Source organism: Lentzea waywayandensis, assembly GCF_900115955.1.
Lineage (GTDB): Bacteria > Actinomycetota > Actinomycetes > Mycobacteriales > Pseudonocardiaceae > Lentzea > Lentzea waywayandensis.
This window is the reverse complement of record NZ_FOYL01000012.1, coordinates 205,310-230,558: the sequence shown is the minus strand read 5'-3', so window position 1 is coordinate 230,558 and position 25,249 is coordinate 205,310. Positions and strand designations below refer to the sequence as shown.

14 protein-coding genes are annotated in these 25,249 nt (G+C 71.8%); 11 read left to right on the top strand and 3 right to left on the bottom strand.

Annotated elements, in window-relative coordinates; genetic code table 11:
* Nucleotides 1–83 precede the first annotated feature (83 nt).
* The 5 genes from BM417_RS36030 (at nucleotide 84) to BM417_RS36000 (ending at nucleotide 11,523) form a co-directional block, all read left to right on the top strand.
* Nucleotides 84–2,981 (top strand): AfsR/SARP family transcriptional regulator, encoded by a 2,898-nt coding sequence (locus BM417_RS36030; protein ID WP_093603774.1) that lies wholly within the window; start codon nucleotides 84–86, stop codon nucleotides 2,979–2,981.
* Nucleotides 2,982–3,340: 359 nt separating this feature from the next.
* Nucleotides 3,341–3,850, top strand: coding sequence for a YbaB/EbfC family nucleoid-associated protein (locus BM417_RS36025; RefSeq protein WP_093603772.1), 510 nt, complete (start codon nucleotides 3,341–3,343; stop codon nucleotides 3,848–3,850).
* The gene (locus tag BM417_RS36020) at nucleotides 3,847–4,158 is read left to right on the top strand and encodes a WXG100 family type VII secretion target (RefSeq protein ID WP_093603770.1); all 312 of its coding nucleotides are present in this window, start codon (nucleotides 3,847–3,849) and stop codon (nucleotides 4,156–4,158) included. The genes BM417_RS36025 and BM417_RS36020 overlap by 4 nt, the downstream gene beginning before the upstream one ends.
* 17 nt (nucleotides 4,159–4,175) lie before the next feature.
* Complete coding sequence (locus tag BM417_RS48190) at nucleotides 4,176–9,599, top strand: TNT domain-containing protein (RefSeq protein WP_177320787.1); 5,424 nt, start codon at nucleotides 4,176–4,178, stop codon at nucleotides 9,597–9,599.
* Nucleotides 9,592–11,523 (top strand): TNT domain-containing protein, encoded by a 1,932-nt coding sequence (locus tag BM417_RS36000; protein WP_093603762.1) that lies wholly within the window; start codon nucleotides 9,592–9,594, stop codon nucleotides 11,521–11,523. The genes BM417_RS48190 and BM417_RS36000 overlap by 8 nt, the downstream gene beginning before the upstream one ends.
* Before the next feature lie 211 nt (nucleotides 11,524–11,734).
* Here the strand turns inward: BM417_RS36000 and BM417_RS35995 are convergent, their stop codons facing one another.
* Complete coding sequence (locus tag BM417_RS35995; protein ID WP_093603760.1) at nucleotides 11,735–11,941, bottom strand: tautomerase family protein; 207 nt, start codon at nucleotides 11,939–11,941, stop codon at nucleotides 11,735–11,737.
* Between the two features lie 123 nt (nucleotides 11,942–12,064).
* On the opposite strand from BM417_RS35995, the gene BM417_RS35990 reads away from it, so the two are divergent.
* Entirely contained in the window at nucleotides 12,065–12,886 is an 822-nt protein-coding gene (locus tag BM417_RS35990; RefSeq protein ID WP_093603758.1) for a helix-turn-helix transcriptional regulator, read from the top strand.
* A 94-nt stretch (nucleotides 12,887–12,980) separates the two neighbouring features.
* Here the strand turns inward: BM417_RS35990 and BM417_RS48785 are convergent, their stop codons facing one another.
* Nucleotides 12,981–14,897 carry a S8 family serine peptidase gene (locus tag BM417_RS48785; protein ID WP_218164670.1) on the bottom strand — a complete coding sequence of 639 codons (1,917 nt, stop codon included), beginning with the start codon at nucleotides 14,895–14,897 and terminating at the stop codon, nucleotides 12,981–12,983.
* Between the two features lie 150 nt (nucleotides 14,898–15,047).
* Here BM417_RS48785 and BM417_RS35980 point away from each other — a divergent pair, with 150 nt between their 5' ends.
* Complete coding sequence (locus tag BM417_RS35980) at nucleotides 15,048–17,408, top strand: ATP-binding protein (protein ID WP_093603756.1); 2,361 nt, start codon at nucleotides 15,048–15,050, stop codon at nucleotides 17,406–17,408.
* Nucleotides 17,409–17,462: 54 nt separating this feature from the next.
* Here BM417_RS35980 and BM417_RS35975 read toward each other — a convergent pair whose 3' ends face one another.
* The gene (locus BM417_RS35975; RefSeq protein ID WP_093603754.1) at nucleotides 17,463–20,336 is read right to left on the bottom strand and encodes an alpha-L-rhamnosidase-related protein; all 2,874 of its coding nucleotides are present in this window, start codon (nucleotides 20,334–20,336) and stop codon (nucleotides 17,463–17,465) included.
* Between the two features lie 270 nt (nucleotides 20,337–20,606).
* Between BM417_RS35975 and BM417_RS35970 the strand changes: the two genes are divergently transcribed.
* The 4 genes from BM417_RS35970 to BM417_RS35955 all read left to right on the top strand — a co-directional run bounded on the left by BM417_RS35970 (nucleotide 20,607) and on the right by BM417_RS35955 (nucleotide 25,244).
* Nucleotides 20,607–21,488: a CPBP family intramembrane glutamic endopeptidase gene (locus BM417_RS35970; protein ID WP_177320786.1), complete on the top strand. Its 882-nt coding sequence runs from the start codon at nucleotides 20,607–20,609 to the stop codon at nucleotides 21,486–21,488.
* Between the two features lie 21 nt (nucleotides 21,489–21,509).
* Nucleotides 21,510–23,336, top strand: a complete 1,827-nt coding sequence (locus BM417_RS35965; protein WP_093603750.1) for a glycoside hydrolase family 9 protein — start codon at nucleotides 21,510–21,512, stop codon at nucleotides 23,334–23,336.
* A 133-nt stretch (nucleotides 23,337–23,469) separates the two neighbouring features.
* A complete protein-coding gene (locus BM417_RS35960) occupies nucleotides 23,470–24,135 on the top strand; it encodes a response regulator transcription factor (RefSeq protein WP_093603748.1) in 666 nt (221 codons plus the stop codon).
* On the top strand, nucleotides 24,132–25,244 hold the full coding sequence (locus tag BM417_RS35955) for a sensor histidine kinase (RefSeq protein WP_093603746.1): 1,113 nt from the start codon (nucleotides 24,132–24,134) through the stop codon (nucleotides 25,242–25,244). Before BM417_RS35960 ends, BM417_RS35955 begins: the two co-directional genes overlap by 4 nt.
* Nucleotides 25,245–25,249 lie beyond the last annotated feature (5 nt).

Genomic DNA, 25,249 nt, shown 5'->3' with positions numbered 1-25,249 from the left:
GATCGCGGCTCGGGAACGGGTCTTGATTCGACCGCGTACCAACAGGATCCGATCGTTGCCGTGGTCGAACGGCCTGTGCCAGCATGGCATCGGCATTGGGGGTGTCGTTGCGCGTCCAGGTTCTCGGCCCGGTGCGGGCCTGGCACGACGGTCAGGAGATCGAGCTGGGTCCGGCGGGCAGACGCGCAGTGCTCGGCCTGCTCGCCCTGGCCGGCGGGCGGGTGGTTCCGCGGGCGGACCTGGTGGACGCGCTCTGGGGCGAGAACCCGCCGCCCAGTGCCACCAACGTGATCCAGACGTACGTCAAGCACCTGCGCCGGTTGTTCGATCCCCAGCGGCACCGATATGCGCGCAGCACCAGCATTCCGTTCGTCGGTGATGGATACGCGTTGCGGATCCCGAACGACGAGGTCGACGTGGACCGGTTCCACGCCCTCGTGTCCGCAGCCGGAAGGACGAGCGTCGCGGAGGAGGTCGCCGGTCTGCTCGGCACCGCGCTCGGTTTGTGGCAGGGACGGCCGTTCGCCGACCACCCCGGACTGACCACGCACGCGAAAGTCGTCGCGCTGCTGAACGAACGACGCAACGCGTTGCTCGCCCACGCCGAGACGATGATCGGGCTGGGCCGGGCCGTGGACCTCCTGCCACTGCTGGTGGAGCACGCGGCCGACCACCCGTTGGACGAAGCGGTGCAAGCGCTCCTGGTACGCGCCTATGCCGCAGCCGGCAGACGAGCGGACGCGTTCACCGTCTACGACAACACTCTGCGGGTGCTGCGGGACGAACTCGCGATCGGCCCGGGAGCGGAACTCGTTGGTGCGCATGCGGCGTTGCTCGACGAACCAGTGCCGGCCACGTCTCGTCGTGCCGATCCGGTGCCGGCCCAGCTGCCTGCCAACACACCCGGTTTCCTGGGCCGCGCAACGGAACTGGCCGTTCTCGACGGAATGCTCGCCGAACGCGACCCCGCGGCGACGGCGGTGATCGCGGTCTGCGGAACCGCCGGCGTCGGCAAGACGGCACTGGCTGTCCATTGGGGACACCGGTTGCGCTCCGGGTTCCCGGACGGCCAGCTGTACGTGAACCTGCGCGGATACGAGGCCGGGAAGCCCCTCGCCGCCGCGCACGTGCTGGGCGGGTTCCTGCAGGCTTTGGGGGTCGCCGGGTCCGCGATCCCGGTCGACGTGGACGCGCGTGCGGCCCGGTACCGGACCGAGGTGGCCGACCGGCGGCTGTTGATCGTGCTGGACAACGCGGCGGCGGTCGAGCAGGTGCGGCTGCTGCTGCCCGGTGCGCCGTCGTGCGTGGTCGTGGTGACGAGCCGGGACAGCCTGGCGGGCCTGGTCGCGGTGCACGGCGCGCGGCGGCTCGAACTGCGGCCGTTGCGGCGGGGTGACGCGATCGTGTTGCTGCGCAAGCTGATCAGCGATCGGCCGCTGGCCGAGTCCGCGGCGGTGGCGCTGGCCGAGCAGTGCGCGTTCCTGCCGTTGCCGTTGCGGGTGGCCGCGGAGCTCGTGGTCAGCCGGCCGGAGACCGCGCTGGCCGAGCTGGTCGGGGAGCTCGGCGACCGGCAACGGCGGCTGCGGCTGCTCGACGGCGGCGGTGACGACCGGGCAGCGGTGCGCGAGGTGCTTTCCTGGTCCTACAAGCACCTTCCGGCCGAGGCCGCACGGCTGTTCCGGTTGCTGGGCGTGCATCCCGGCCGCGACTTCGACGTGGCCTGCGCCGCCGCGCTCGCGGACCTCGCCCAGGACACCGCGGGCCGGCTGGTGGACGTGCTCGTCCGGGCGCACCTCGTCGACCGCGGTCCGGCCGGGCGTCACGGCATGCACGACCTACTGCGCGCCTACGCCGTCGACCTGGCGCAGGACGAGCCCGAGCGGACCGCCGCGTTCGATCGGTTGCTGGACCACTACCTGACTTCCGCGGCTGCGGCGATGGACGTCGTCTACCCCACTGGCCGCGTGGCCGCGACCGCACCGGTGGCCGACCCGGCCCGGATGCGCGCATGGCTCGACGCCGAACGACCCAACCTGACCGACCTCTGCGCGTTCGCCGCCGGTCACGACCGCCCCGAGCAGGCGATGCGCCTGGCCGAGATGCTGTACCGGTACTTCGAAGCCGGGCACCACTCCGAAGCACTTGTCATGCACACCAACGGTTTGCGCGCCGCACGCCTGGTCGGCGACCGCGAGGGCGAGGCGCGGGCGTTGACGAACCTGGGCGCCGTGCACCGCCTGCTCGGCCGCTACAGCCCCGCGGCCGCCCGCCTGCGCCAGTCGCTGCGCCTGCACCGCGACCACTCCGACCGCGCCGGCGAGGCCCGCGCGTTGTCCCACCTCGGCATCGTCGAGGACCGCCTCGGCGACGTCGGCGCCTCCATCGGCTACCTCCAGCAGGCGCTCACGCGGTACCGGGAACTCGGCGACCGGCACGGCACGGCCTCGGTGCTGACCAACCTCGGCACCGTCCAGGGCCAGACGGGCGACCACGCGGGCGCCGCCGAAGCCCTGAACGCGGGCAGGGACCTGTTCCGCGCACTCGGCGACCGAGCAGGCGAAGCGACCGCGCTGACCAACCTGGCCGACGCGTACACGTACCTCGGCCGCCACACCGCCGCCGCGGCGCACCTGCACCAGGCACTCGCCCACTTCCGCGACCTCGGTCACCGCTACGGCGAGGCCGCGGCGCTGTCGACCTTGGGCCAGGTCCACGTCCACCTGGGCCGCGCCGACGAGGCGATCGGGCTGCACGAAGAGGCGCTGGAGATCTTCCGGGCGACCGGGCACCGCTACGGCGAGGCGAACACGCTGAACGGCCTGGCCGAGGCCCTGCGCGCAGCGGACCGGCCGGGAGCGCCCGCCGCGCACCGGGAGGCGTTGGCCATCGCGACCGAGACCGGTGACCGGGACGAGCAGTCGCGTGCGACGGCCGGTATCGCGTCGTGTGGCGAGGACGCGTCGACTGGCCCGCGGGGCTGAGCATTCCAGCGGTCCACTTCGGACCTGCCGCGGATGCTCGACACCACGCTGTGACGTGACCCGGCGCGCTGAGGCTGGATGATGCCCGGCATGACGGGTGTCGACCTCTTCGGTACGAGCCGTGCGGGGTGCCGCGACCCGAGGACGTCGCGCGGATACGCAGCCTGGCCCTGTGCCCGACCGAGGCCCAGCGCTGACCTCGCTCGTGATCGGCAACGACGACGCCGGCAGCCCTCCGGAGCCGACTTCAGATCATCATCGCGAAACCGCTCAGGTGAGCGAGGCCGACTCGCTAAGTTTGGCGTCAGTACTTTCGGGATGCGTGCGTGTGTCCTTCGGGCAATCAGGGGAGGGGACACATGAGTGACGCTGCCGCGCGCAGGGCTGAGCTGGAAGCGCGCAACGCCGCCATGCGGGAGAACGTCGACAACTTGATGGCTGACCTGCGTCGTCGCACGAGTGAGTTCGCCGGTGCGCAGGCCCGTGCGGCCGCCGTGACCGGGGCGGCCACCTCGCCGGACGGGCTGGTGCAGGTCCAGGTGAACCCGGCCGGGGTGCTGACGGACCTCCGGTTCGCTCCTGCCGCGTTTCAGCGGTCGACGCCGGAGAAGCTGGCGCGCTCGGTGATCGAGACCGCGCAGGTCGCGGCCCGGTCGGCGCGCGAGCAGGTCGAGGGCGTGCTCGCGCCGCTGCAGGGGCAGACCGACCTGTCCGAACTGATCGAGGGTGCGCCCTCGTTCGTCGACCTGTTGCGGCCGCCTCCGCCTCCGCCCGGTGCCGAGGCACCGCCGCAGCGGGGCAGGCCCCCGCGCAGTGACGATCCCGATGACGACGAAGGCTTCGGCAGCGTGCTCAAGGGTCCGCGATGACCGGCTCCTTCCGGATTCAGGTCGACGAGGTCCGAGCGGGCGCCGGCGCGTTCGGAGTGGCCGCGGAGATGCTCGCCGAGGCGGGCGGCACGCTCTCCAGCGCGCTGTCCGCGCAGGGTGCCTGCTGGGGTGGCGACGAGTCAGGACAGCAGTTCTCCAAGGACTACGTGCCCGCCGCGGAGGGCACGGTCAAGGCGTTCAACCAGCTGAGCGAGGCGATCCAGGCGATCAAGACGGCGCTGAACGAGACCGCCAACACGCATCAGAACACCGACGAGTCCAGCAGCGGTGGCTTCGGCGCGCTGTAGGGGGTTGAACGGGGATCATGTCGATCACCATTCCATCGGAGATCACCTGGCTGTTCCCCATCGTCGTCGGCGAGAGCTGGCCCGAGGGCGATGAGGACAAGCTGAGAGCACTCGGCGAGGCTTGGCGGGCGGCGTCCGCTGACATCGACGAGGTCATCACGCAGGCCGGAAACGCCGCGACGAAGTCGTTCGGCGCCATGGAGGGCCAGGCCGCCGACGCCTTCCAGGAGTACTGGAAGAAGTTCGTCGACGGCGCGGACGCCTACCTGGTGAAGCTGAAGAAGTCCTGCGACGGCCTCGCCGGCTCGTGCGACAACACCGCGCTCGAGGTGGAGTACGCCAAGTACGCCATCATCGCCGCACTGATCATGCTCGCCATCGAGATCGCGGCTCTGATCGCGGCGGCCTTCGGCACGTTCGGCACGTCCACGGCGGGCATCCCGATCGCCCAGGCGGCCACCCGCATCACCGTGCAGATGATCTTCCGCAAGCTGATCACCGCGATTCTGCGCGAAGTTCTCACCGAGGTCGCCATCGACGCGGCGATCCAGGGCATCCAGATCGCCAAGGGCGACCGTCACAGCTGGGACTGGAGCAAGACCGGCGGCGCCGCGCTCTCCGGCGCCATCTCCGGCGCCATCGGTGGCGGGATGGACTTCATCCCGACCAAGGCGACCGGTCTCGGCGGCAACATCGTCGAGGGCGCAGTCCGCGGTGGCGTCGAGGGCGTCGCTTCGACTGTTGCGAACGCGGCGGTGACCGGCCAGGACATCACCGCGGGCGACCTCGCGCGCAGCGGCGTCTCCGGTGGCGTTTCCGGTGGTATCGGCGGGGCGAAGTCGCACTACGACGCGCCGACGGCACCGAACATCGGTGACGGGCCGGGTGCTCCGCCGCCTCCGGGAGGTCCGCCCGGCGCGCCTCCTGGCGGACCGTCTGGTGGGCCCTCTGGCGCGTCCGGCGGACCTTCCGGCGGCCCCTCTGGCGGGCCTCCTGGCGGGCCTCCTAGCGGACCGTCCGGCGGACCCTCTGGTGGGCCGTCCGGTGGGCCATCGGCGCCGCCCGCAGCCCCCTCGAACGCTCCAGGGAGCACCGGCACGCACTCCGAGACCAGTGCCGCGGCCGCCGCTCCGCCCGCTCCGCCCGTTCCGCACGCGCCGACATCGCCGCCCCACAGCGGCTCCCCTGCCCCCGGCGGACCCGCGCCGTTCGGAGGTGGCGGGGCGCCCGTGGGTGGCGTTCCGTCCGGCGGTGCGCCGAGCGGGAACCCGGCAGGTGGCAGCCCGTCGGGCGGCACTTCGCGACCGGCCGGCTTCACGCCGCCGAGTCCGAGCGGCTTCGGCGGTCCGGCGACGGGCGGTGCACACGGACCCGGCACTCACAGTGCTCCGGGAAGCCAACCCTCGTCAGGTGGTCCTGGCACGAGCGGCCACGGAAGCCACGTTTCGAACGCACCGGGCGGCCCTGGCGGCAGCACTCCTGGCGCACCCGGTAACCCGGGCTCGTCGAGCGCGCCCGGATCTCACGGCACTGGCGGACCTGGCCCGTCAGGCGGCTACGGCTCCCCCGCCGGCTCCCCTGCGCCAGGCAGCCACGGGAGCTTCCCCGGACACGGCGGGCCGGGCACATCCGGTGCCCCAGGCGGCCCGAGCGCCACCGGAGCATCCGGAAGCCCAGGTGGACCGGCCAACTTCGCCGGGCCAGGCAACTCTGGCGGGCAAGGCAGCCCTGGTGGACCGGCCAACTTCGGTGGACCAGGCAATCCTGGCGGGCCAGGCACCCCAGGTGGACCGACCAGCTTCGGCGGACCAGGCACCCCAGGTGGACCAGGCAGCCCCGGCGGACCGACCAACTTCGGCGCACCAAGCACCCCTGGCGGGCCAAGCACCCCAGGCGGTCCGGCCAACTTCGGCGGGCCAAGCAACCCTGGCGGACCAGGCACCCCAGGTGGACCGACCAACTTCGGCGCACCAAGCACCCCTGGCGGGCCAAGCACCCCAGGTGGACCGGCCAACTTCGCCGGGCCAGGCACCCCTGGCGGACCAGCCAATCCCGGCGGTCCGACAAGCTTCGGCGCGGGTGGACAGAGCGTTCCGGCGGGACACGGCTCGGCCGGTGGACCGGGCAGCGGCGGGTTCGGTGGCCCGGCAACGCCGGGCAACGCGCCAGGACCGCTGGGCGGTCCGGGCTCAGGAACAGCCGGTGGAGGCGTCCCGGTGAACGGTCCCGGTGCCCACCCGGCGCCGGGCGGGAACGGCGGGCCGACCACGAGTACCTGGCCGGGTGGGCCCTCGCCCGCTCCTGGCACGGCGGGTGGTCAGCCACGCCCGGACGCGGGTGCGACCTCCAGCAGCCGGGCGGACACCGTGGCGCCGCAGGCGTTGTGGAACCCAGTACGCCCTGATAGCGGGATGCCGCCCACCGGAGCCCCCGATCAACGCGGTGGCGCGCCGAACACATTCGGGCCACCTGCTTTCGGCGGCCCGAGTGCTTTCGGCGGGGCACCCACGGCACCTGGCACGCCACAGCAGGGTGGCCCGGCTCGCCAGTCCCCTCACCCCGATGCGGGCGGCTACCGCCCCGAGCCACGCCCGAACCAGCTCAGGCCCGACACCACGAGGGCACCGGACGGTCAGCGGCCGATCTGGACCCCGCCTGGCTCCACTCGACCCGACGTGCCCGCGAGGCACGACACCACGGGTCTGCCGGACGCCGGCCGCTCCCCCGAGCGGACGGACGGCGCCACTCGGCCCGCACCCACTGCCCGCCCGGACGCCGTCTCTCCCACCCGTCCGGACACCGCCCCGCCTGCCGGCCCCGCGCCAGGCACCCGACCAGCCGAAACGGGTACCAGCGAGCCTGGCCGGGACCCTGCGGCCCGGCCCGACCAGCCGTCCGGTGCGGACACGGGACCGTCTCCGCTCGGGCTCGGTGACGTGGACCGGTCCGCACCGCCGGACCTGTCCGGAGAGGCCGGGGACGGGCCCGCGCCCGACTCGGACGGGCCCAGCACGGACGGCGCCGACGGTCCCGCTCCGACGCCCGGACCACGGGTCGACGAGAACGGCGTACCGCTCACCTATCTGGGTACGCGCCAGGGTGAGCACCCCTTCGCCGACATGGGCGAGTACGTGCCGATGGGCGGCGACCGCTCCAACGGCATGGGCAGCTACGACCAGCGCACCCGTGACCTCATCGGCGACCACGCCCCCTGGGGGTCGCACAGCGATCGGGACGACTTCAACCAGCACCACCGGCCGGACGGGACTTACCGGACCAACCAATGGCCGCCGCACGGTGGCGCGGTTCCGGGGTCGCAGCGCGATGTCACGCTGCCGCCGGGAACCGTGCTCGACCGGTTCGGCGGGGAGACCGGCCGGTTCCTGTCGCCGATGGACCCGAACGGGCAGCCCTACCACTACCGCGACCGGGCGATCTTCCCGGACAACGCCGAGTCCGGGTACCACGTCTACGTCGTGGCGGACCCGGACGGGTTGCGCGGCGAGCTCGCCGACGTGGCACCCGCACTGGGACAGCCGGGCGGCGGACGCCAGTTCACCCTGCCCGAGACCGCTAGCGTCGAGCAGCTGCTCGCCAGTGGCGCGATCCGCGAGGTGCACGTCGCCCCGCCGGGCAACCCGATCCTGCCCGCGGACTTCGGCGACACCCACGGCACGCCGACACCGGACGCCCTCGCGCACACTCCGCCGGACGGTCCGGCCGACTCGGGCACTCCCGGCGACGGCGACCGGATGCCGAACCTGGACGCCGTTCCCGAAGGGCTGCGGCCTCTGGCCGAGTCCAACGGGTTCGCCACCCCGGCGGGCGGGGCGTTGTTCGACCCGTCGGACGTGCGCACCAGGAACGCGGCGAACGCGGTCGCGCCGATCCCCGGTCACTTCGTGCTCGACGTGCACAGCGACGGCAGGACCGCGCACGTCGGCGGACAGCAGCTGAACGGTGCCGAACTGGCCGCGCTCGCGCGAGGGCTCGGCTGGAACGGCACAGACCCGATCGTGCTCGTCGGGTGCGAGGCGGGACGGCACCCGGACGGCCTCGCCGCCGACCTGGCGCGCAACTCGGGGGCCACGGTCATCGCGCCCACGGAGCGGGCCTGGTCCGGCGAGGGCAACACCACGCCGTACTCGTCCAGCCCCGACTACGTCGACGCGGACGGACGCACGTACCCGAGGATCCCGCCGGACGGCGGCTGGAACGCCTTCTCCCCCACCGGGGACATGACCCCGACCGGGTCGGGCGGGCTGCCCGTCGGCTCCACTTCGGACAGCGTCACCCCGCAGGCCTCGCCGGACGCCCCGGCGGACCCGTCGCGCGGGCTCATCCAGTCGCCGTTCGTCCCGCCCAGGGTGAACAACCCGAACGACCCGATCCCCATCCCGGTGGACAACCGGGGTGCGGCAGACCCCGCCCTGCAGGGCCAGCCGTTGCGGCCGCTGGCGACGGACGAACGGTTGATCGGCAGGCCGGGTCTCACCCCCAGCACCGCCTACCGAGTGGACGGCCGAGGCACCTACTACACCGACCACCGCGGCGTGATCACCCATGCCGACCTGGAGTCACCGAACACCCGCAACGGCAACAACCCCGACGTGGAGTACCCGGCACCGAACACCACCTACCGGGTGGACGTCGACGGGGCCGAGCACCGCTACACCACCGATGACCAGGGGTTCCCACCCCGATACCAGGAGTGGGTCGAGCCCAGCACCGTCAACCCGAACGACCCGGTGCAGGTGCCCGCCTTCGGCGCGCAACCGGGCGACCCGCTCGGGCCGCTCGGGCACCGGGAAGCCTTCAGCGATCGCACGGACCTGCCGCCGAACACCATGTTCGAGGTCCAAGGCCGCGGCACGTTCTACACCGGACCGCCGGACGCCAACGGCTTCGGTCAGGTGGTGGGGGTCGAGGCAGCCTCGAGCCCGGGCGGCGTCAGGGACAACGCCAACCCGGACCTCAACAACTTCCGCCCGAACTGCCGATATGTCCTCGACGGCAACTACGTGATCGTGACCAACGACCACGGCCTCGCGGCAGAGGCGACCGACGAGCGCACCTACGGCCCCAGCAGGCGGGAGACCCGCAGCCAGTGGTCGCAGGACATCGTCGGTGCCGTGGGCGGCCCGAACTTCGACGGCGGCCACATCAAGCCGAACCAGGTGACCAGGCCCACCCCGGACGCCGTCGGCCAGTTCCCGCAGCTCACCACTCAGAACCAGGGCAAGGGCACCGCGGACAACCGCGAGACCTGGTACGGCGCGGACATGCAGGCCGCGAGGGAGCAACGGGCCGGCAGTAGGGTTGCCTGGCACGATTTTCAAGCTGACGGCGGCCCGGTCCCGTACCAGGTGCACTCCCGCTTCGTGATGGTCGACGCCAGCGGAGCCCCGAGAATCAAGCTCAGGAGATTTGACAATGTCTGATGTGGACCACGGGGCGACCGACGCCGAGCGGGGCCGTCGGTACGAGGAACTGGTCCAGCTGATCGGGAACGCCCTGCTGGAGGCCGCACCGCAGGGGTGGGCAAGGCTCGACCTGGTGGCGACCCTGGCGTCCAGCGTGCAGGACTTCGGCCTGGTGGTGTTGCTGGACAACGGAACGACGGCACAGGTGGAGGCCCCGTCCGAGGCGGCTGAGGCGTTCGTGGCGCTGCGCGAGCTGATGTACCTGCCTGGGCGGGGCACGTGGTTCTCCGCGCGGTTCATCATGAACCCGCCTTCCGAGTACCACGTGTTGTACAACTACCAGCACGACCCGGTCTGGGACCCGCCAGTGCCCGACGAGGTGTTCCGCAAGGACCTGGAGCGCTTCCCCAGGCCGGACGAGAAGGTCCCGAACTGGTTGCGCCGCAAGCTCGGCATGCCCCAGCTCCCGCCGCAGACGGAGCGTGCGGGGCTGGTCGAGCACCGGGACATGGAGAGGCACATCGCCGACCTGCTGGTGATGCACGCGCCCAGTGACTGGGTCCAGATCCGGCTCGCCTACCGCGCCGCGGGGTCCTTTGTGGAAATGCCCGGCTTCGTGGAGAGCATGAACGGGCAGCTCAGGCCGTGGAACCCGCCCGCGGCGGCAGCCGAGGAGCTCGCGGCGCTGCGGGCCAGGATGATCCCGCCTGGTGTGGGCCCGTGGTCGGGCGCACAGATGATCATCGAGTTCCCGTTGCGCTCCTCCACGAGCTACACCCACAAGGACCCCGGCTGGAAGACCAAGCCGCCGGCAGCCGCCGTGCTGGACGACCTGCGGCGCTTCCCCCGGTCACCGGAGCACGTGCCGGAGTGGATGCGGGCGATCGTGCCGAACGTCGAGAAGGTGCTGGCCGCCCGTGCGCGGTTCCGCGAGGCGCGGGTGTTCGACCGCCGCGAGGCGAACGGCCGCCCCGTGGTCGAACGCCCGCCGGTACCCGCCGACGAGGTCGCGGGTGTGCTGCGTTACCTCAACGAGGCCCACCTCGTGCTGGGCGGCCGAGGACACGACACCGACCTGTTCGCGCCCGACAGCGCACCGGACGTCCCCGCGGGCTTCCACACCGACGGCACCTGGCTGTGGCCCGCGTCGATCCCGCACTACCTGGCCAAGCACGGCGTGCCGCCGGAGCCCGAGCTGGTCGCCCACATCCGGGCGGCGAACTTCACCCCGCCCCCGGTCGACGCCGCGACCGCGGCACTGGCACACACCGCGCTCACCGGCGAGGTGTCCGCCGAACCGGCGCCGGCCGAGCTGTCCGAAGGCGACCGCAAGCAGCTGGCGCAGATCGCCTTGGCGCTGTCGGAGGCCGGGATCAACCCGAGGGCGTACAGCCTCGACGGACCTGTGGACGAGAGCTGGTGCCTCGAGCGCGCCGGGGACGAGTGGCAGGTGGCGCAGTACGAACGCGGGCTGAGTTTCGCCGCGCGCAGCTTCCCCACGCTGTTCGAGGCCGGGGCGTACCTGCTCGGCACGCTGACGATCCTGCCCGCTCGCCTGCGCGCGGGCGGGCCCGACACCAACACCGTCGCCGCCCTCAACGACTGGCCGATCCAGCCTCTCCCCGGCGAGCCTCCGCTGACCCTGCTGACGCACAAGCGGATGGCGACGCTGATGGCGGGCCGGGAGGTCGTCCGGTACGGCGGCCCCGGCGGCAACCTGGTGTTCACCCCGAACACCGAGTTCCCGGAGACGTCGTTGCGCGCCGAGCGGGAAGCCGAAGGATCACGCCGCTACCGGGTGACGCGCGACCTGCGCGTGCTGGCCGGGACGACGGTGCCGTGGCACGGTCAGCCCGGCGGGGGTCGCGGCTACCTGTTGGCGCGCTCGATCGGCGAGCACCTCGCCGACGGCAGCCTCGCCGACATCACCGGCGGAGAGTGAGCCGCACTCCAGACGGGCGTGAGATCGCCGCTCAGCGCGGTGGCCTGTGGGGTGCCAGAACACGGCACAGCGGCCTGACGTGCGCGTCAGGCCGCTGTGGGTTCATGCTTGTTGATCAAGCCGCCGAGAACTCGCCGGCGACGTGTGGACCCGCGGTCCAGGGCGGAATCCGAACCAGGGGACGACGGCTCCGAGCGAGCCGCCGTCACGATCATCCCTGCTGGAGCTTGGCGAGGGTGAGGACCTCGCCGCGGATCCCCCAGCCGCCGTCGACGACCTCGTCGACGAGGACCATCGTGTTGTCGCGGACGGCGTCGCCGAAGGTGTCGGCGTAGAGGTCGGTGACCTTCTCCACGAGGGTCTGCTTCTGCTCGGCGGACAGCGTGCCCGCGGGGACCTTCAGGTTGGCGAACGGCATGTCGTGCTCCTCTTCTTCGTTGTGAGGTCAGCATTTCGAGCCGCCAAGCCGGTAACCAGTTGCCGCTGACCCAGGGGATGGCGTCCCCTGGCTGAGGTGGCGGCCTGCGGCGATACTGAGGATGTGGATCTCGTTGAGCTCGGCCTGTTCCTGCAGTCGCGGCGTGCCCGCATCACACCCGCCGAGGTGGGCCTGCCGACCGGTTCACGACGTCGCGTGCCCGGACTGCGCCGTGACGAGGTCGCCCAGCTCGCCGGAGCGTCGGTCGACTACTACATCGAGCTCGAACGCGGCCGCGGCGCACAGCCGTCGGCGCAGATGCTCACCGCGCTGGCCAGGGCGGTACGCCTCGACTCCGACGAACGCGAGCACCTGTTCCAGCTGGCGGGCAGGCCCGTGCCACCGGCACACGGCGTCTCGGCCCACGTGGCGCCGGCGATGCTCGCGCTGCTCGACCGGCTCGACGGCACACCGGCGCGCATCATCACCGACCTGCACGAAACCCTGGTGCAGAACCGGCTCGCCACCGCGCTGCTCGGCCCGGCGACCAGCGAGAGCTTCCTGTCCCAGTGGTTCACCGACCCCGCCGTCCGCGCGATCTACCCCGAGGACGACCACCCGCACCACTCGAAGGTCCTGGTGTCCGACCTCCGCGCCGCCGTCGCCCGGCACGCCCCCGGCGGTGCGGCGGCCGCGATGGTCACGCGCCTTCGGCAGGCCAGTGACGAGTTCGCGGCGTTGTGGGACACCGGTGACGTCGCGGTCCGCCGCGGCGAGCGCAAACGGATCGTCCACTCCGAACTCGGAGTCGTCGACGTCCAGTGCCAGAACCTGTTCAGCGAAGACGGTCACCAAAGGCTGCAGTTCTTCGTCGCCACACCGGGAAGCCACGCCGTCGATCAGCTCCGCCTGCTGGAAGTCATCGGCGTCCAGCAGTTCTCCTGACACCGCGGACTCCTTCGACGACACCGTTCTCCGCGCGGACAAGCCCATGACGGCCGGGGCCGCCTTCGCGAGGAAGGCGGCCCCGGCTCTGTCGTCAGGACGCCAGGGGTTTGTCCCCCTGCACGCCCCACGCGACGGCGAACTGGTTGCGCACGAACCACTGCCCGGTCGACGGGCGCCAGACCGCCAGGTCACCCACCCCGTCACCGTTGTAGTCGCCGGGTACCGGGATGTCGCCCTGCTGACCCCACTGCGTCGAGCTGACGCCGTGCACGTGCCACTCACCGGTCGACGGACGCCACACCGTCAGGTCGAAACCGCCGTCACCGTTGTAGTCGCCCACCACGGGAACGTCACCGCTCTGTCCCCATGGGACGGAGACGACGATGCCGAAAACACCGATGTAGTGCCAGGTCCCGGTGGACGGACGCCACACGGCGGCCTGCACCGCGCCGTCGCCGTCGTAGTCGGCGGGCACCGGGATGTCGCCCTGCTGGCCCCATTGCTGGGTGAACTGGTTGCGCACGAACCACTGCCCGGTCGACGGACGCCACACCGCGACGTCGGTGATCTGGTCGCCGTTGTAGTCGCCCTGCACCGGGACGTCGCCCTGCTGACCCCACGCGACGGTGAACTGGCCGTTCACGAACCACTGCCCGGTGGACGGACGCCACACCGCCACGTCGGACACGCCGTCGCCGTTGTAGTCGCCCGGCACCGGCACGTCGCCCTGCTGGCCCCATTGCTGGGTGAACTGGTTGCGCACGAACCACTGGCCCGTCGACGGACGCCACACGGTGGTGTCCGTGCGCTGGTCGTCGTTGTAGTCGCCGTCCGGCCCGCCGAAGGTGTAGCGGGAGTTGAGCAGCAGGTTCGGCGAGCCGGTGCCCGCGTTCACCACGACGTCCTTTGTGGACTCGACGAACGCCATCTCGAACCAGACGGTGGTCGGCGAGGCGTTCGCGTTGCGCTGCAGGTACAGCGCGGCGACACCGGCGGCGTGCGGCGCGGCCATCGACGTTCCGCTGAGCGACCTGGTGGCGGTGTCGCTGGTGTTCGACAGCGAGGTGATGTCGTCGCCGGGGGCGAAGACGTCCACGCAGCTGCCAAAGTTGCTGCCGCCGCTGCTCCAGTTCGTCGGTCGCACGTCGTTGCGGTCGGTGGCACCGACGGTGATCGCGTTCGGCGCGCGGGCCGGCGAGGTCTGGCAGGCGTCTACGTTCGAGTTGCCCGCGGCGACCGTGTACGTGATGCCCGCCGCGATCGAGGCTTCGACCGCCGCGTCCAGCGTCGCACTGGCGCCGCCGCCGAGGCTCATGTTCGCCACGGCCGGGCGCACGGCGTTCTGGGTCACCCAGTTGACACCGCTGATGACACCGGCGGTGGTGCCCGAACCGAAGCAGTTGAGGACCTTCACCGCCACCAGCCGCACGGACTTCGCGACGCCGTGCGTGGCGCCGCCGATGGTGCCCGCCACGTGGGTGCCGTGGCCGTTGCAGTCGGTGTTGTTGTTGTCGCCGGTGGTGTTCGTGCCCCAGCTCGCGCGGCCGCCGAAGTCCGTGTGCGTCGTGCGGATACCGGTGTCGATCACGTACGCGCGCACGTCGCGGGCACCGGAACCGGCGGAGACGTACTGGCCGTTGGACCGGCCCGTGATCTGGTCGAGCCGGTCGAGGCCCCACAACGCCGACGGCGTCGGCTGGGTCGCGTCCGCGGTGATCTCGGCGTCCTGTTCGACGTAGGCGACGCGCGGGTCCGCCGCGATCCGCCTGGCCGTGGTCTCGTCGGCCCCGAGCGCGAACCCCTTGAGCGCGTGCCGCCAGGTCTCCCGCACCTCACCGCCACCGTTCTTGGTGACGATGTCGGTCGCGTCCGCGTTCTCCTTGAGCACCACGATGTATCGGCCCGCGATGGTCTTCGCCCCCGCGCCCACGCGGATCTCGCCCTGTGCCGCCGTCGCGGGTGTGGCCAGCCCCGCGGCAGCGAGCGCAGCTAGGGCGAGGGTGAGCACCACCCGTCTTGATGAGTACGACAATTCCGTCCTCCCAACGAAATCGTGGACATGTCCCCCGACGTCCGGCACCGACGATGACTGCCCGGTCCGGGCGGAAGCCAGTGAAACCGCCGGAGTTTCCGGTGAACTTCCGATACGGTCGGCCCGGTGTCCGCGTTCGCCGAACTGCTGCGCCGTCACCGGGCCGCCGCCGGGCTGAGCCAGGTCGAGCTCGCGCGACTCAGTGGGATCAGTGACCGCGCGTTGCGGGACCTGGAGCAGGGCAGGAGGGTTCCGCGAGCGCAGTCGGCGCGGCTGATGGCCACGGCGCTGAAGCTGACCGGCGACGACCTGACCGCGTTCCTCGCCGCGGCACGTCCTTCGACGCCGTCGGCCCCCTCGGCGCCTGTCAGCACGGACGGCCTGGTCGGGCGGAACGACGAGCTGCGGTCGTTGCTGGATTTGGTGCTGCGGGCACGGCACCGGCTCGTCTCGATCACCGGCCCCGCGGGCGCCGGCAAGTCGCGCCTCGCCGCCGAACTGGCCGCGTTGCTCGGCGGGCGCACCGATCTGGTGGTGTGCACGCTCGACCTGTCCGCCGTCAGCGATGTGGCGCTGGTCGGTGATCTAGTGGCAGACGCGCTGGGCTGTGGTCCGTCCCGGCTGGCGCCGCCGGACCGGGTGGCCGCGCACCTGCGCGACCGGCGGGTGGTGCTGGTGGTCGACCGGTTCGAGCAACTGGTGGACGCCGCGGCGGAACTCGCCGCGCTGCCGCGCCGCTGCCCCGGCCTGACCGTCGTGGTCACGAGCCAGCGGCCGCTGCGGGTGCGCGACGAACACGTGCTCGCGTTGAGCGGCTTGCCCCGTGAGGCGGCGGCAGCGCTGTTCGTGCGACGAGCCGGGCTGGAGTTCGCCGACGACGCGGTGCACGCCATCTGCCAGAAGGTCGAGCACCTGCCGCTGGCGATCGAACTGGCGGCGGGCTGGGTGCGGCTGATGAGCCCGGCGGACCTGGCCACGCGCCTCACGCACCGGTTGCGCTACCTCACCGACGGGCCGCGCGACCTGCCCGCCCGGCACCGTTCGCTGCGCGCGGCGATCGAGGCCACGCTGGACCTGGTGACCGCCGAAGCGCGCACCACGTTCCGCTTCCTGGGCGGTTTCCACGGCGGCGTCCGCCTGGAAGACCTCGAAACGCTGCTCGGACAACCGTTGCCGGAGCTGACCGAACTGGTCGACATCAACCTGGTCCGGCTCACCCCGGACGGCGACACGTCGCGCTACACGCTGCCGGACACCGTCGCCGAACTGGCCGCCGAGCAGCTCGACTCCCCCGACGCCCGGATCGCCTCGCACTACCTCGACCGGTTGCGCGCCGGTTCGACGTTCGGTGCCCTCGACGCGGCCAACATCCGGGCCGCGGTGCGCTGGGCGGCGGCCGAGGACCCCACGCGGCTCGACGCGGCCGCGGCGATGGCGCTGACCCGGTTCTACGAGGCCACCGGACGGCTCGGTGAAGGCGCGGAGCTGCTGCGCCAGGTGGGCACGGGCGGGATCCCGCCTTTGCTGATCAGGTCGGGCCAGCTGGCGGCGTTGCGCGGCGACCTGGACGCGGCGGGCGAGTCGGCGGAGCGTGCGCTGGCCGTGGCGGCGGACGACGACCACAGCACGCGAACCGCCGGTCTGAGCCTGCTCGGCATGGTCGCGGTGGAGCGGGGCAACCCCGGCGCCGCCCTGGCGCACCTGCGCCAGGCGCTGGCCGTCGCCCGCCTCTCCGGCGACGACGCGACGCTCGGCCGCGTGCTCAACAACCTCTCGTCGGCGCTCGCCGAGATCGGGCGCCCGCAGCAGGCGATCCGTCAGCTGGAGGCGGCGCTGGCGGCGAAACGCCGAGCGGGCGCAGGACCGTTCGAACTGGGTCGCACGCTGTTCAACCTCGCGCTGCTGGCTCTGGACGTCGGTGCCCTGGAGACCACCGTCAGCCGGGCCGCCGAGTCCGTCCGCCTGCTCACCGAGGGCGGCCACACCCTGCTGGCCGCTCTCGCCGAGACCACCGCCGCACTGGCGCTGCTGGACCAGGATCCGGCGGCGGCCGCCGCCTGCGTGCACCGCGCCGACCGCCTGCTCGCGGACACCGTCGGGGAGAACGGGAACGACCGCGTCGAGGCCACCGTCCACCTGCGGGCGAGCGTGGTGCGGCACGCGCTCCGCGACGCGACGGCGTGGCGGGAGCTGGCAGAGGCCATGCGGATCTCGCTGAGCCACACGACCCGTGACCGCGACTCGGTCGCGGAGGCCCTGACCCTGCACGCCCGGTACCTCTGCACCCGCGATCCCGGGTCGGCCGCTGTGCTGCTGGGATCGGCGGACCGCCTGCGACGCAAGAAGATCACGCCGTTCGTGGCCGCCGCACGGGATCACGCGCTGGCCGTGCTCGGGGACCGCTGGTCTGAGCGCCTCGGCCGCGCCCTGGACGACGCCGCGCTCGTGGCCTTCGCCGACGAGATCGCCGCGCGTAGTCCTCGATGATCGGCCCGCGGCTTTCGCCACGGGCCGATTCCCACCCACGTCTCACGCTGACGGCTACGGGGTCAGGTAACAGGTCTTCGGCACGCCGTTCAGCGGATCGAGACCGAAAGCCGTTGTGGTGCAGGGTGTTCCACCGGCGAACGTGCGGTAGACGAACGCACCCCGGGCCCCGAACGCGACGGTGCGCTGCCCGGAGAACCCGCACGTCCCGCCTTCCTGGGCGCACGAGGTGCCATAGCCGGGCGGGCTCCCGTCGCGCGTGTAGCAGGCCTTCGACTCACCGGGCAGCGGATCTCCGCCGAACGCGGCGTTCGAACACGCGAGATTCCCGGACGCGGTGACGTACCGGAACGAGCCGAAGCCACCGTAGGCAACCGGCTGACCGGCGACGGCCGGGCAGGTTCCGCCTTCACCCGCGCACCGGGTCCAGCCGGCAGGTGGCCCGTCCGGCGCGAGATAGCAACTCTTGGCCACGTTGGCGATCGGGTCGCCGAACACCCCGTTCGTGCACTGAGTGCTCGCCGTGAACACCCTCTGCACGAACGCTCCGTTCGCGCCGTAGGCGACTGTCCGGCCGTATCCGGTGAAATTGCAGTTGCCGCCCTCGCTCGCGCAGGCTGTGTATCCGGCGGGACCGCCGAGCGGGGCCACGTAACAGGCTTTGACCAGATTCTGCGCCGGGTCGCCGCCGAACGCGTCGTTCGTGCAGTCGGTCGCCGACGTCGCGGTCTTGAACGTGTAGTTGCCCGCGCCGTAGGCCACGCTGCGGGTGCCGCTGAACTCGCACCGGCCCGCTTCGGCCGCGCAGTGGGTGTAACCGGCCGGGAGTCCCGCCGCGGCAGGGGGTTGCGGCGGAGCGGGGTTGCCGAGCCCGGACGCCGTGACGTCGTAGGTTCCCGGGGTCACTCCGGTGAGGTAGACGTAGTCGGCGTCCTGTGTTCCACCACCGATGCCCGGTCGTGGGGTGAACGTTCCGTTGCTCCACACCACCGAACCGTTGACCGACACGGTGATGTTCGTGCCGGTGAGCTTCGGCACGCCGATCCGCCCGGTCGTGCCGCCGGGGCTGGTGAGCCGGGCGGTGTACGTGCCCGCTGCCGGGTTGCGGGTCCAGGCGGCCTCCAGTGCTCCCTGCGGCAGGGTGAGGCGGCCCTCCGCGCTGGTGAGGTCACCCGGATGCGGGACGAACCGGTACTGACCCACCTGCGGCTCGGGAGCGGTGCCGAGCACGTTGAACGTCAGCGCCGAGGTCGGGCCGCTCGACCAGCCGTGCGCGAGGCTCATGAACGACCCGCCGTAGGCGAGGCTGCCGTCGGCGTTGATGCCCTCCCAGAAGGTGCTCTTGGTGCCGATCGGGCTGTCGAGCATGTAGCCCCACGTGCGGCGGATCTGGGCGAGGGCGGTCATGTCGTCGTTGGCGGTGAAGCGTGCGTGCACCTCCATGCCGCCGGTGAAGGGATGCACGCCGCCGCCCCACTCCGGCGTCGTCGCACCGAAAGCGTTCCACCGGGTGCGGAGGCTGTCGACGATGGTCCTGGCCTTCGCCGCCGAGTCGGTCAGGCCGTACCAGACCGCCAGCGAGTTGCCGTCCTGCGGATGCAGGTTGCTCGACGGGTTGTCGCGGTAGAGTCCCGCGTTCGTGTCCCACAGCCGGGAGTTCGCGGCGGACTTGAGCGCGGCGGCCCGGCTGGAGTAGCCGGCAGCGAGCGCGGTGTCGCCCTTGACCGTGGCGAGGGTGGCGCCCGCAGTCAGTGCGGCGTAGAGCAACGCGTTCGCCTGGATGTTCTCCCCGCCCTGGCCGCTGCGCGCCCAGTCCTGGGTGCGAGTGACGTTGAGCAGGCCGCTGCCGCCGATCTTGGCGATGATGAACCGCATCCCGCGCGTGTAGTTCTCCCAGACCGAGTCGAGCCAGGCCCGGTCGGCGGAATAGGTGTAGTACAACGACGTCCCCAGCAGGGTCCACGTGTGATAGGTGTCCGAGCCCTTGAGGTTGAACGGCGGGCCGGACCACGGGATCTCGCCGCTCGCGTCCTGCACTCCGTACATCGTGGACAGTGCGTTGCGGGTCGACTCCAGCTCGTGCATCGACGCGTACGCCGTCGGAACCGCGATGCCGAGGTCACCCGGCCACACGGTCCTGTCCCGCTTCGCGCCGTCGACCAGCACGCTGTTTCCCACGCCGACGACCGCGCTGTTGTCCCATTCGGACGGTGGCGGAGGCCAGACCCTGCCCTGGTTCGACGCGATGACGTTGGTCTGCACGGTGTACGCACCGGCGTACCAGATCCGGTTGAGCAGGTTGTCGCTGGAGTAGAAGTAGTTCGCGTACGCGGCGGGGTTCGCCTTGCCCGGCGCCGCCGTGAAGTTCAGCGAGACACCGGTGAGGTCCACCCAGCCCGACGTGCTGAGGAAGATCGTCAGGTAGCGGAACCCGCCGCGCAGCCTCGCCGCGGGCATGACGTACGTGCCGTTGGTCGTGGCGTTGCCGTAGATCGCGCCGTCGGGCTTGTCACCGCTGCTGGCGTCGCTCGCCCGGCCGATGTACTGGGAGGACTCGCTGAACGCGAGCCCGACCCGCTGTCCCCCGCTGGTGCCGCCGAACGACAGCGTCGCGATCCCGCCGACCTCCTTGCCGAAGTCCAGCGTGATCGACGAGTTCGTCCCGGAGATCCGGGTCGGCGCTCCCGACAGGACGTTCTGCGGGTTGGCCACCGAACCGGAGGTGCCCTGCACGCCGGCCGGTCGCACGGTCCGGGACGTGGGCGAGAGGTTCAGCGCCTCGATCGCGCCCGGCGGTGCCGCCACCGCGGCCAGCGCGTCCGGCAGGGCCCGCGGACCCGGCGGTGCGGCGGACGAAGGAGCGCTCACCAGACCCAGCAGCAGCAACGCGCTCGCGGCTATGGCCGCACGACGTGATGGCACGCGCATGGAACACCTCCCGGTGTGTCTGCGGCGACCGGGCGATTGAAACGTTTCAATCGTTGGTGGGTAGGAGACTATGGCTCTCGGACGAAGTCGGTCAAGATGCGAACCGGGACCCGGCGGCAACTTTGGCCGCGCTCTCACGGGCGCGGCAGCCCGAACGGACCGTCCATCATGGCCAGTCGGCTCGCCGCTCGTGGCCGATCGGGGCACGCGGCGAAACACCTGGTGTTCCTAGTGTCGGCCGGGACGGATTCGGCACAGCGAGGGGCAGCCATGCACACAGCACCGGACCAGGTCCGCACCGCGGCGCCGTACCACCTGCTCGGCCGCGGCGCCGGGTACCGCTGGTGGCGTCCGCTGACCGAGGTGCTGCTCTTCGCGGTGCTGCTCGGGGTGTTCCTGGCGGCGTTCGTGCTGCTGGCCCACGGGATCGCCTCCCTGGCCGGCATCGCGGGCAAGGACGACGGGTTCGCCGATCCGGTGTTCGACCTCGCCTTCGGGTTCGGCGTCGTGGCGGTGATGCTGCCCGCTCTCCTCCTCACGGTGCGCTGGGCCGGGCGCAGGCCGCCGGGAACGCTGTCCAGCGTCACCGGAGGGCTGCGGTGGAGGTGGCAGCTCGACTGCGCGCGCTGGGCGGTTCTCGCCATCGGCACGGTGCTGCTCGTCGGACTCGTCCAGGACGGCTGGCAGGCCGCCAAGTGGCCGGGTTGGGGCTCCTGGGCGCAGTTCGCCCTCGTGATCGTGCTGGTCGTCCCACTCCAGGCCGCCGCGGAGGAGTACCTGTGCCGGGGCTGGCTGTTCCAGGCGATCTCCTCGTGGACGCGATCCCCGTGGCCCGCCATGGTGCTCACGACCGCCCTGTTCGTGTCACTGCACGACTACACCGACCCGCTGGTGATCATCGACCTCACGGTGTTCTCGTTCGCCCTGTGCTGGCTGACGATCCGCACCGGCGGGCTCGAGGCCGCGATCGCCCTGCACGTCGTCAACAACGCCGTCGGCCTGCTCCTGGCGACCACGCAGGGCGCCCCGGACCTGAGCCAGAGCGGCGACTACACCGCGGCGCAGATCCTGCCCGGCACCGTCGCCACGCTGGCCTACACGTGGTGGGTCAGCAGGCGAGCGCGCTCCGCCGGCCTCATGATTTCCTCATAGACGGGGACTCACCCTCCTGCCATGAGAATCCCAGTGATCGCGACGGTGGTGCTCCTCGGCGTCAGCGCGTGCGCGCCGGCCGCGGGCGCCGACGCCCGGTTCGCCCTGGTCAGGGTCGATCAGGTCGGCTACACGGCGGACGAGAGGAAACACGCCTACGTCGTGTCGCAGCGATCGTCCTCCGGAGCGTGGTTCCGGGTCGTCGACGAGTCGGGAGAGACGGTGCTGAGCGGTACGACCGGCGCGTCCACTGGCTCGTGGAACGCCAAATACCGCGCGGTGAGCGTGCTCGACCTGTCGGACCTCACCACACCGGGCCGGTACCGGGTCGAGGTCAGCGGTGCCGTCACCGGGAAGTCCCCCGAGTTCCGGGTGGGCACGCGCCAGGAGCTGTTCGGCGGGCTCGCAGCCGGCAACGTGCGGTTCTTCCGCTCTCAGCGCGACGGAGCGAACGTCGACGGCAGCCTGTTGCGCCGCAAGCCCTCTCACCTCGCCGACCGGTCCGCGAACGTCTACGCCCCGCCGCGCATCGACATGGAGGCCTACAGGCTGCTCGACCCGGCGCTCACCCGCATCGGCGGGCCGGTCGACGTCGAGGGCGGCTGGTTCGACGCGGGCGACTTCCTGAAGTTCACCCACACCACCTCCTACGCGACGGCGCAACTCCTGCTGGCGCAACGCGATGGCAGCGGCGACACGGAGCTCGCCGCCGAGGCCCGGCACGGCGTCGAGTGGCTGCGCAAGATGTGGACCGGCGACGTGCTGTACGCCCAGGTCGGCATCGGCGTCGGCAACGAGACCGTGCGCACGGACCACGACGTGTGGCGCCTGCCCGAGGACGACGACCGGCTGGACGCGCCGCCCGGTTCGGTCGACCACCACATCAAGCACCGGCCGGTGTTCCCCGCCAACCAGCCGGGCGCGCCGATCAGCCCGAACCTGGCCGGTCGCGTCGCCGCCGTGTTCGCGCTGTCCGCTCAGCTCAACGCCGAGCACGACCGCACCAACGCGGCCGAGCAGCTGCGGATCGCCGCGGAGATCTACGCCCGCGCGGACCACGACCCCGGCGCGCTCGTCACCGCCTACCCGCCGGAGTACTACCCGGAGAGCTCGTGGCTCGACGACCTGGAGTTCGGCGCGACCGAACTCGCGCTGGCGGCCCGTGCGCTGGGTGACCCGAGGGAAGGCGGCTGGACGGCCGAAGCCGACCAGTGGGCGGCCCGGTACGTGGACTCCGGCAGCCGCGGCTCGCCCGGCATCGCCGACGTGAGCGCGATGGCCCACGCCGACCTGGCAGGTCTGGTCGGCGACTCACGGCGGCAACAGCTGATCGACGACGTGCGCAGGCCCCTGCAGGACGCGGTCGCGCTCGCCGGCCAGGACCGGTTCGCCTCCGGCGTCGCCTACTGGGACTGGGACGCCGTGCCGCACACGTTCGGACTGATGATCACCGCACTGCTCAACCGGAAGCTGACCGGGGACACCAGTTTCGACGAGTTCCTGACACGGCAACGCAACTGGGTGCTCGGCGCCAACCCGTGGGGCGTCTCGTTCGTCATCGGTGCCGGCACGACGTCTCTGCGCTGCGCTTCACACCAGGTGGCGAACCTGACCGGCGAGGTCCCCGTCGGGGCCGTGGTCAACGGCCCCAACGCGGCCAAGCACTTCGACGAGCTGAACACGTTCCCGACGCTGCGCGCCTGTCCCGAGGACGGCGGCAATCCTCACGCCGAGTTCGACGGGAGGGGCGCGCGGTTCCTCGACCACGCGGGTGCCTGGGCGAGCGCGGAGGTCGCGATCGACTTCACCTCGACCGCGTTGCTCGCCTTCACTCTCGCGGCCAGGTGAGCCATCGATAGAACGTTTCAATCCTTCGATGCCTCTGTCCGGTCTGGTCAGTTCGGGAAAGGACACGGGCGTTAGTTGAACGGGTGAATCGCCGGTCGGCGCGGGTGGGCGCGGGTGTGTACCCTCGCCCATCGTGCGGGTGCTGCTCGTCGAGGACGACCACGAGCTGGGGCAGGCGGTGGTGTCCGGGTTGCGTGCGGGCGGTTTCGCCGTGGACTGGGCGGCCGGTCTGGCCGACGCGGACCTCAAACACTCGGTGCACACCTACGACTGCGTGGTGCTGGACCGGGGATTGCCCGACGGTGACGGGCTCGGCCTGTTGCGGGGCTGGCGGTCGCGGCACGAGCGGACCCCGGTGCTGGTGCTGACCGCGCTGGACGCGGTGCCGGACCGGATCGCCGGGTTCGCCGACGGGGCCGACGACTACCTGGGCAAGCCCTTCGCGATGGACGAGCTGGTGGTGCGCGTGGGCGCGCTGTGCCGGCGGGCGGAGCCGCCGCGCGAGACGGTGCTGCGCCTGCTCGGGGTGGAGATGGACCTCCCCCGCCGGCGCGTCCGGCGTGACGGCGTGCTGTTGTCCTTGACCAGCAAGGAGTTCGCCGTGCTGGAGCTGTTGCTCACCAGGGCGGGACACGTCGTGTCGCGGTCGGAGTTCATCGAACACTGCTGGGACGAGATGGCGGAGCCGATGTCCAATGTGGTCGACGTCGTCGTGACCCAGCTGCGGCGCAAGCTCGGTGAGCCGCCGTTCGTCGCCACCGTGCGCGGTGCCGGTTTCATCGTCGGCGCGACTGAGTGAGCCGCCTTCGCCGGCTGCGCTGGCAGTTGACCGCGTTGTTCACGCTCACGACCGCGGTGTGCTTGGCAGTGCTGGCGATCCTGGCGGGCGTGATCGACCAGAGGTCGCGGTCGGACGCGGCCGATGCCGAGATCAACCGGCAGGCGACCGGCTTGTCCAGGGCCGTCTACTACCTGAACGGCACACTGCATCTCGAACCGCTGGGCGAGGACTACCTGGCGCGCGACGCCGAGGGTGTCCTGGTCGTCGCACGGTCCGAACGCGGCTGGGAGCCTCGCTACGAACGCGGACGCAAGCCGGTGGCGGACCCCGCGACGATCGAGCAGGTGCTCGGCGCGGAGGACGTCGTGCTGACCGGAGGTCCTGATGGCCGCCTCGCGGCCGCACCGGTGTGGGACGAGAGCCGGATCGGCGCGATCGTGCTCGTCGCCGCCGGACCCGCCGGGGAAGGCCACGCCGTCCTCGTCCGCTGGCTGTGGATCGGCTGCCTGGCTCTGGTGCTGGTCGCGGCCGCCGCCGGGCACCTCCTGTCGAAGCTCAGCATGCGGCCGGCGGTGCGCAGCCTCACCGAGCAGGAGCAGTTCCTCGCCGAGGCGGCCCACGAACTGCGCACCCCGCTCGCCACCCTGCGCCTGGTGGCCGGCTCCGCCGAGGTGCGGCGACAGGTGGACCGGCTGGGCCATCTCGTCACCGGGCTTCTCACCCGCGCGCGGGTCAGGGGCGGGACTCAGGAGATCGAACGCACCCCGCTGCGGCTCGACCAGCTCGTGGAGCAGGTGATCGACGAGCTGGCACCCGGCAGCGTCCGGCTGACGGCCGAACCCGTGGTCGTGCACGGCGATCCCGAACTGTTCGCCCAGGCCGTCCGCAACCTCGTCGACAACGCGATGCGGCACGGCGGAGGGGACGTCGAGGTGTCGGTGACCGCGGGCGCGGTGTCCGTTGTGGACAACGGGCCGGGCCTCGGGCGGTCCCGCTCCGGGACAGGGCACGGCATCGGGCTCGCGATCGTGCGCTGGGTGGCCCAGCTGCACGGCGGTTCGGTGCGATTGACCGATCGGGCCGAGGGTGGCGTGATCGCGGAGATCAGGCTTCCTGCCTCGCGATGAAGAGC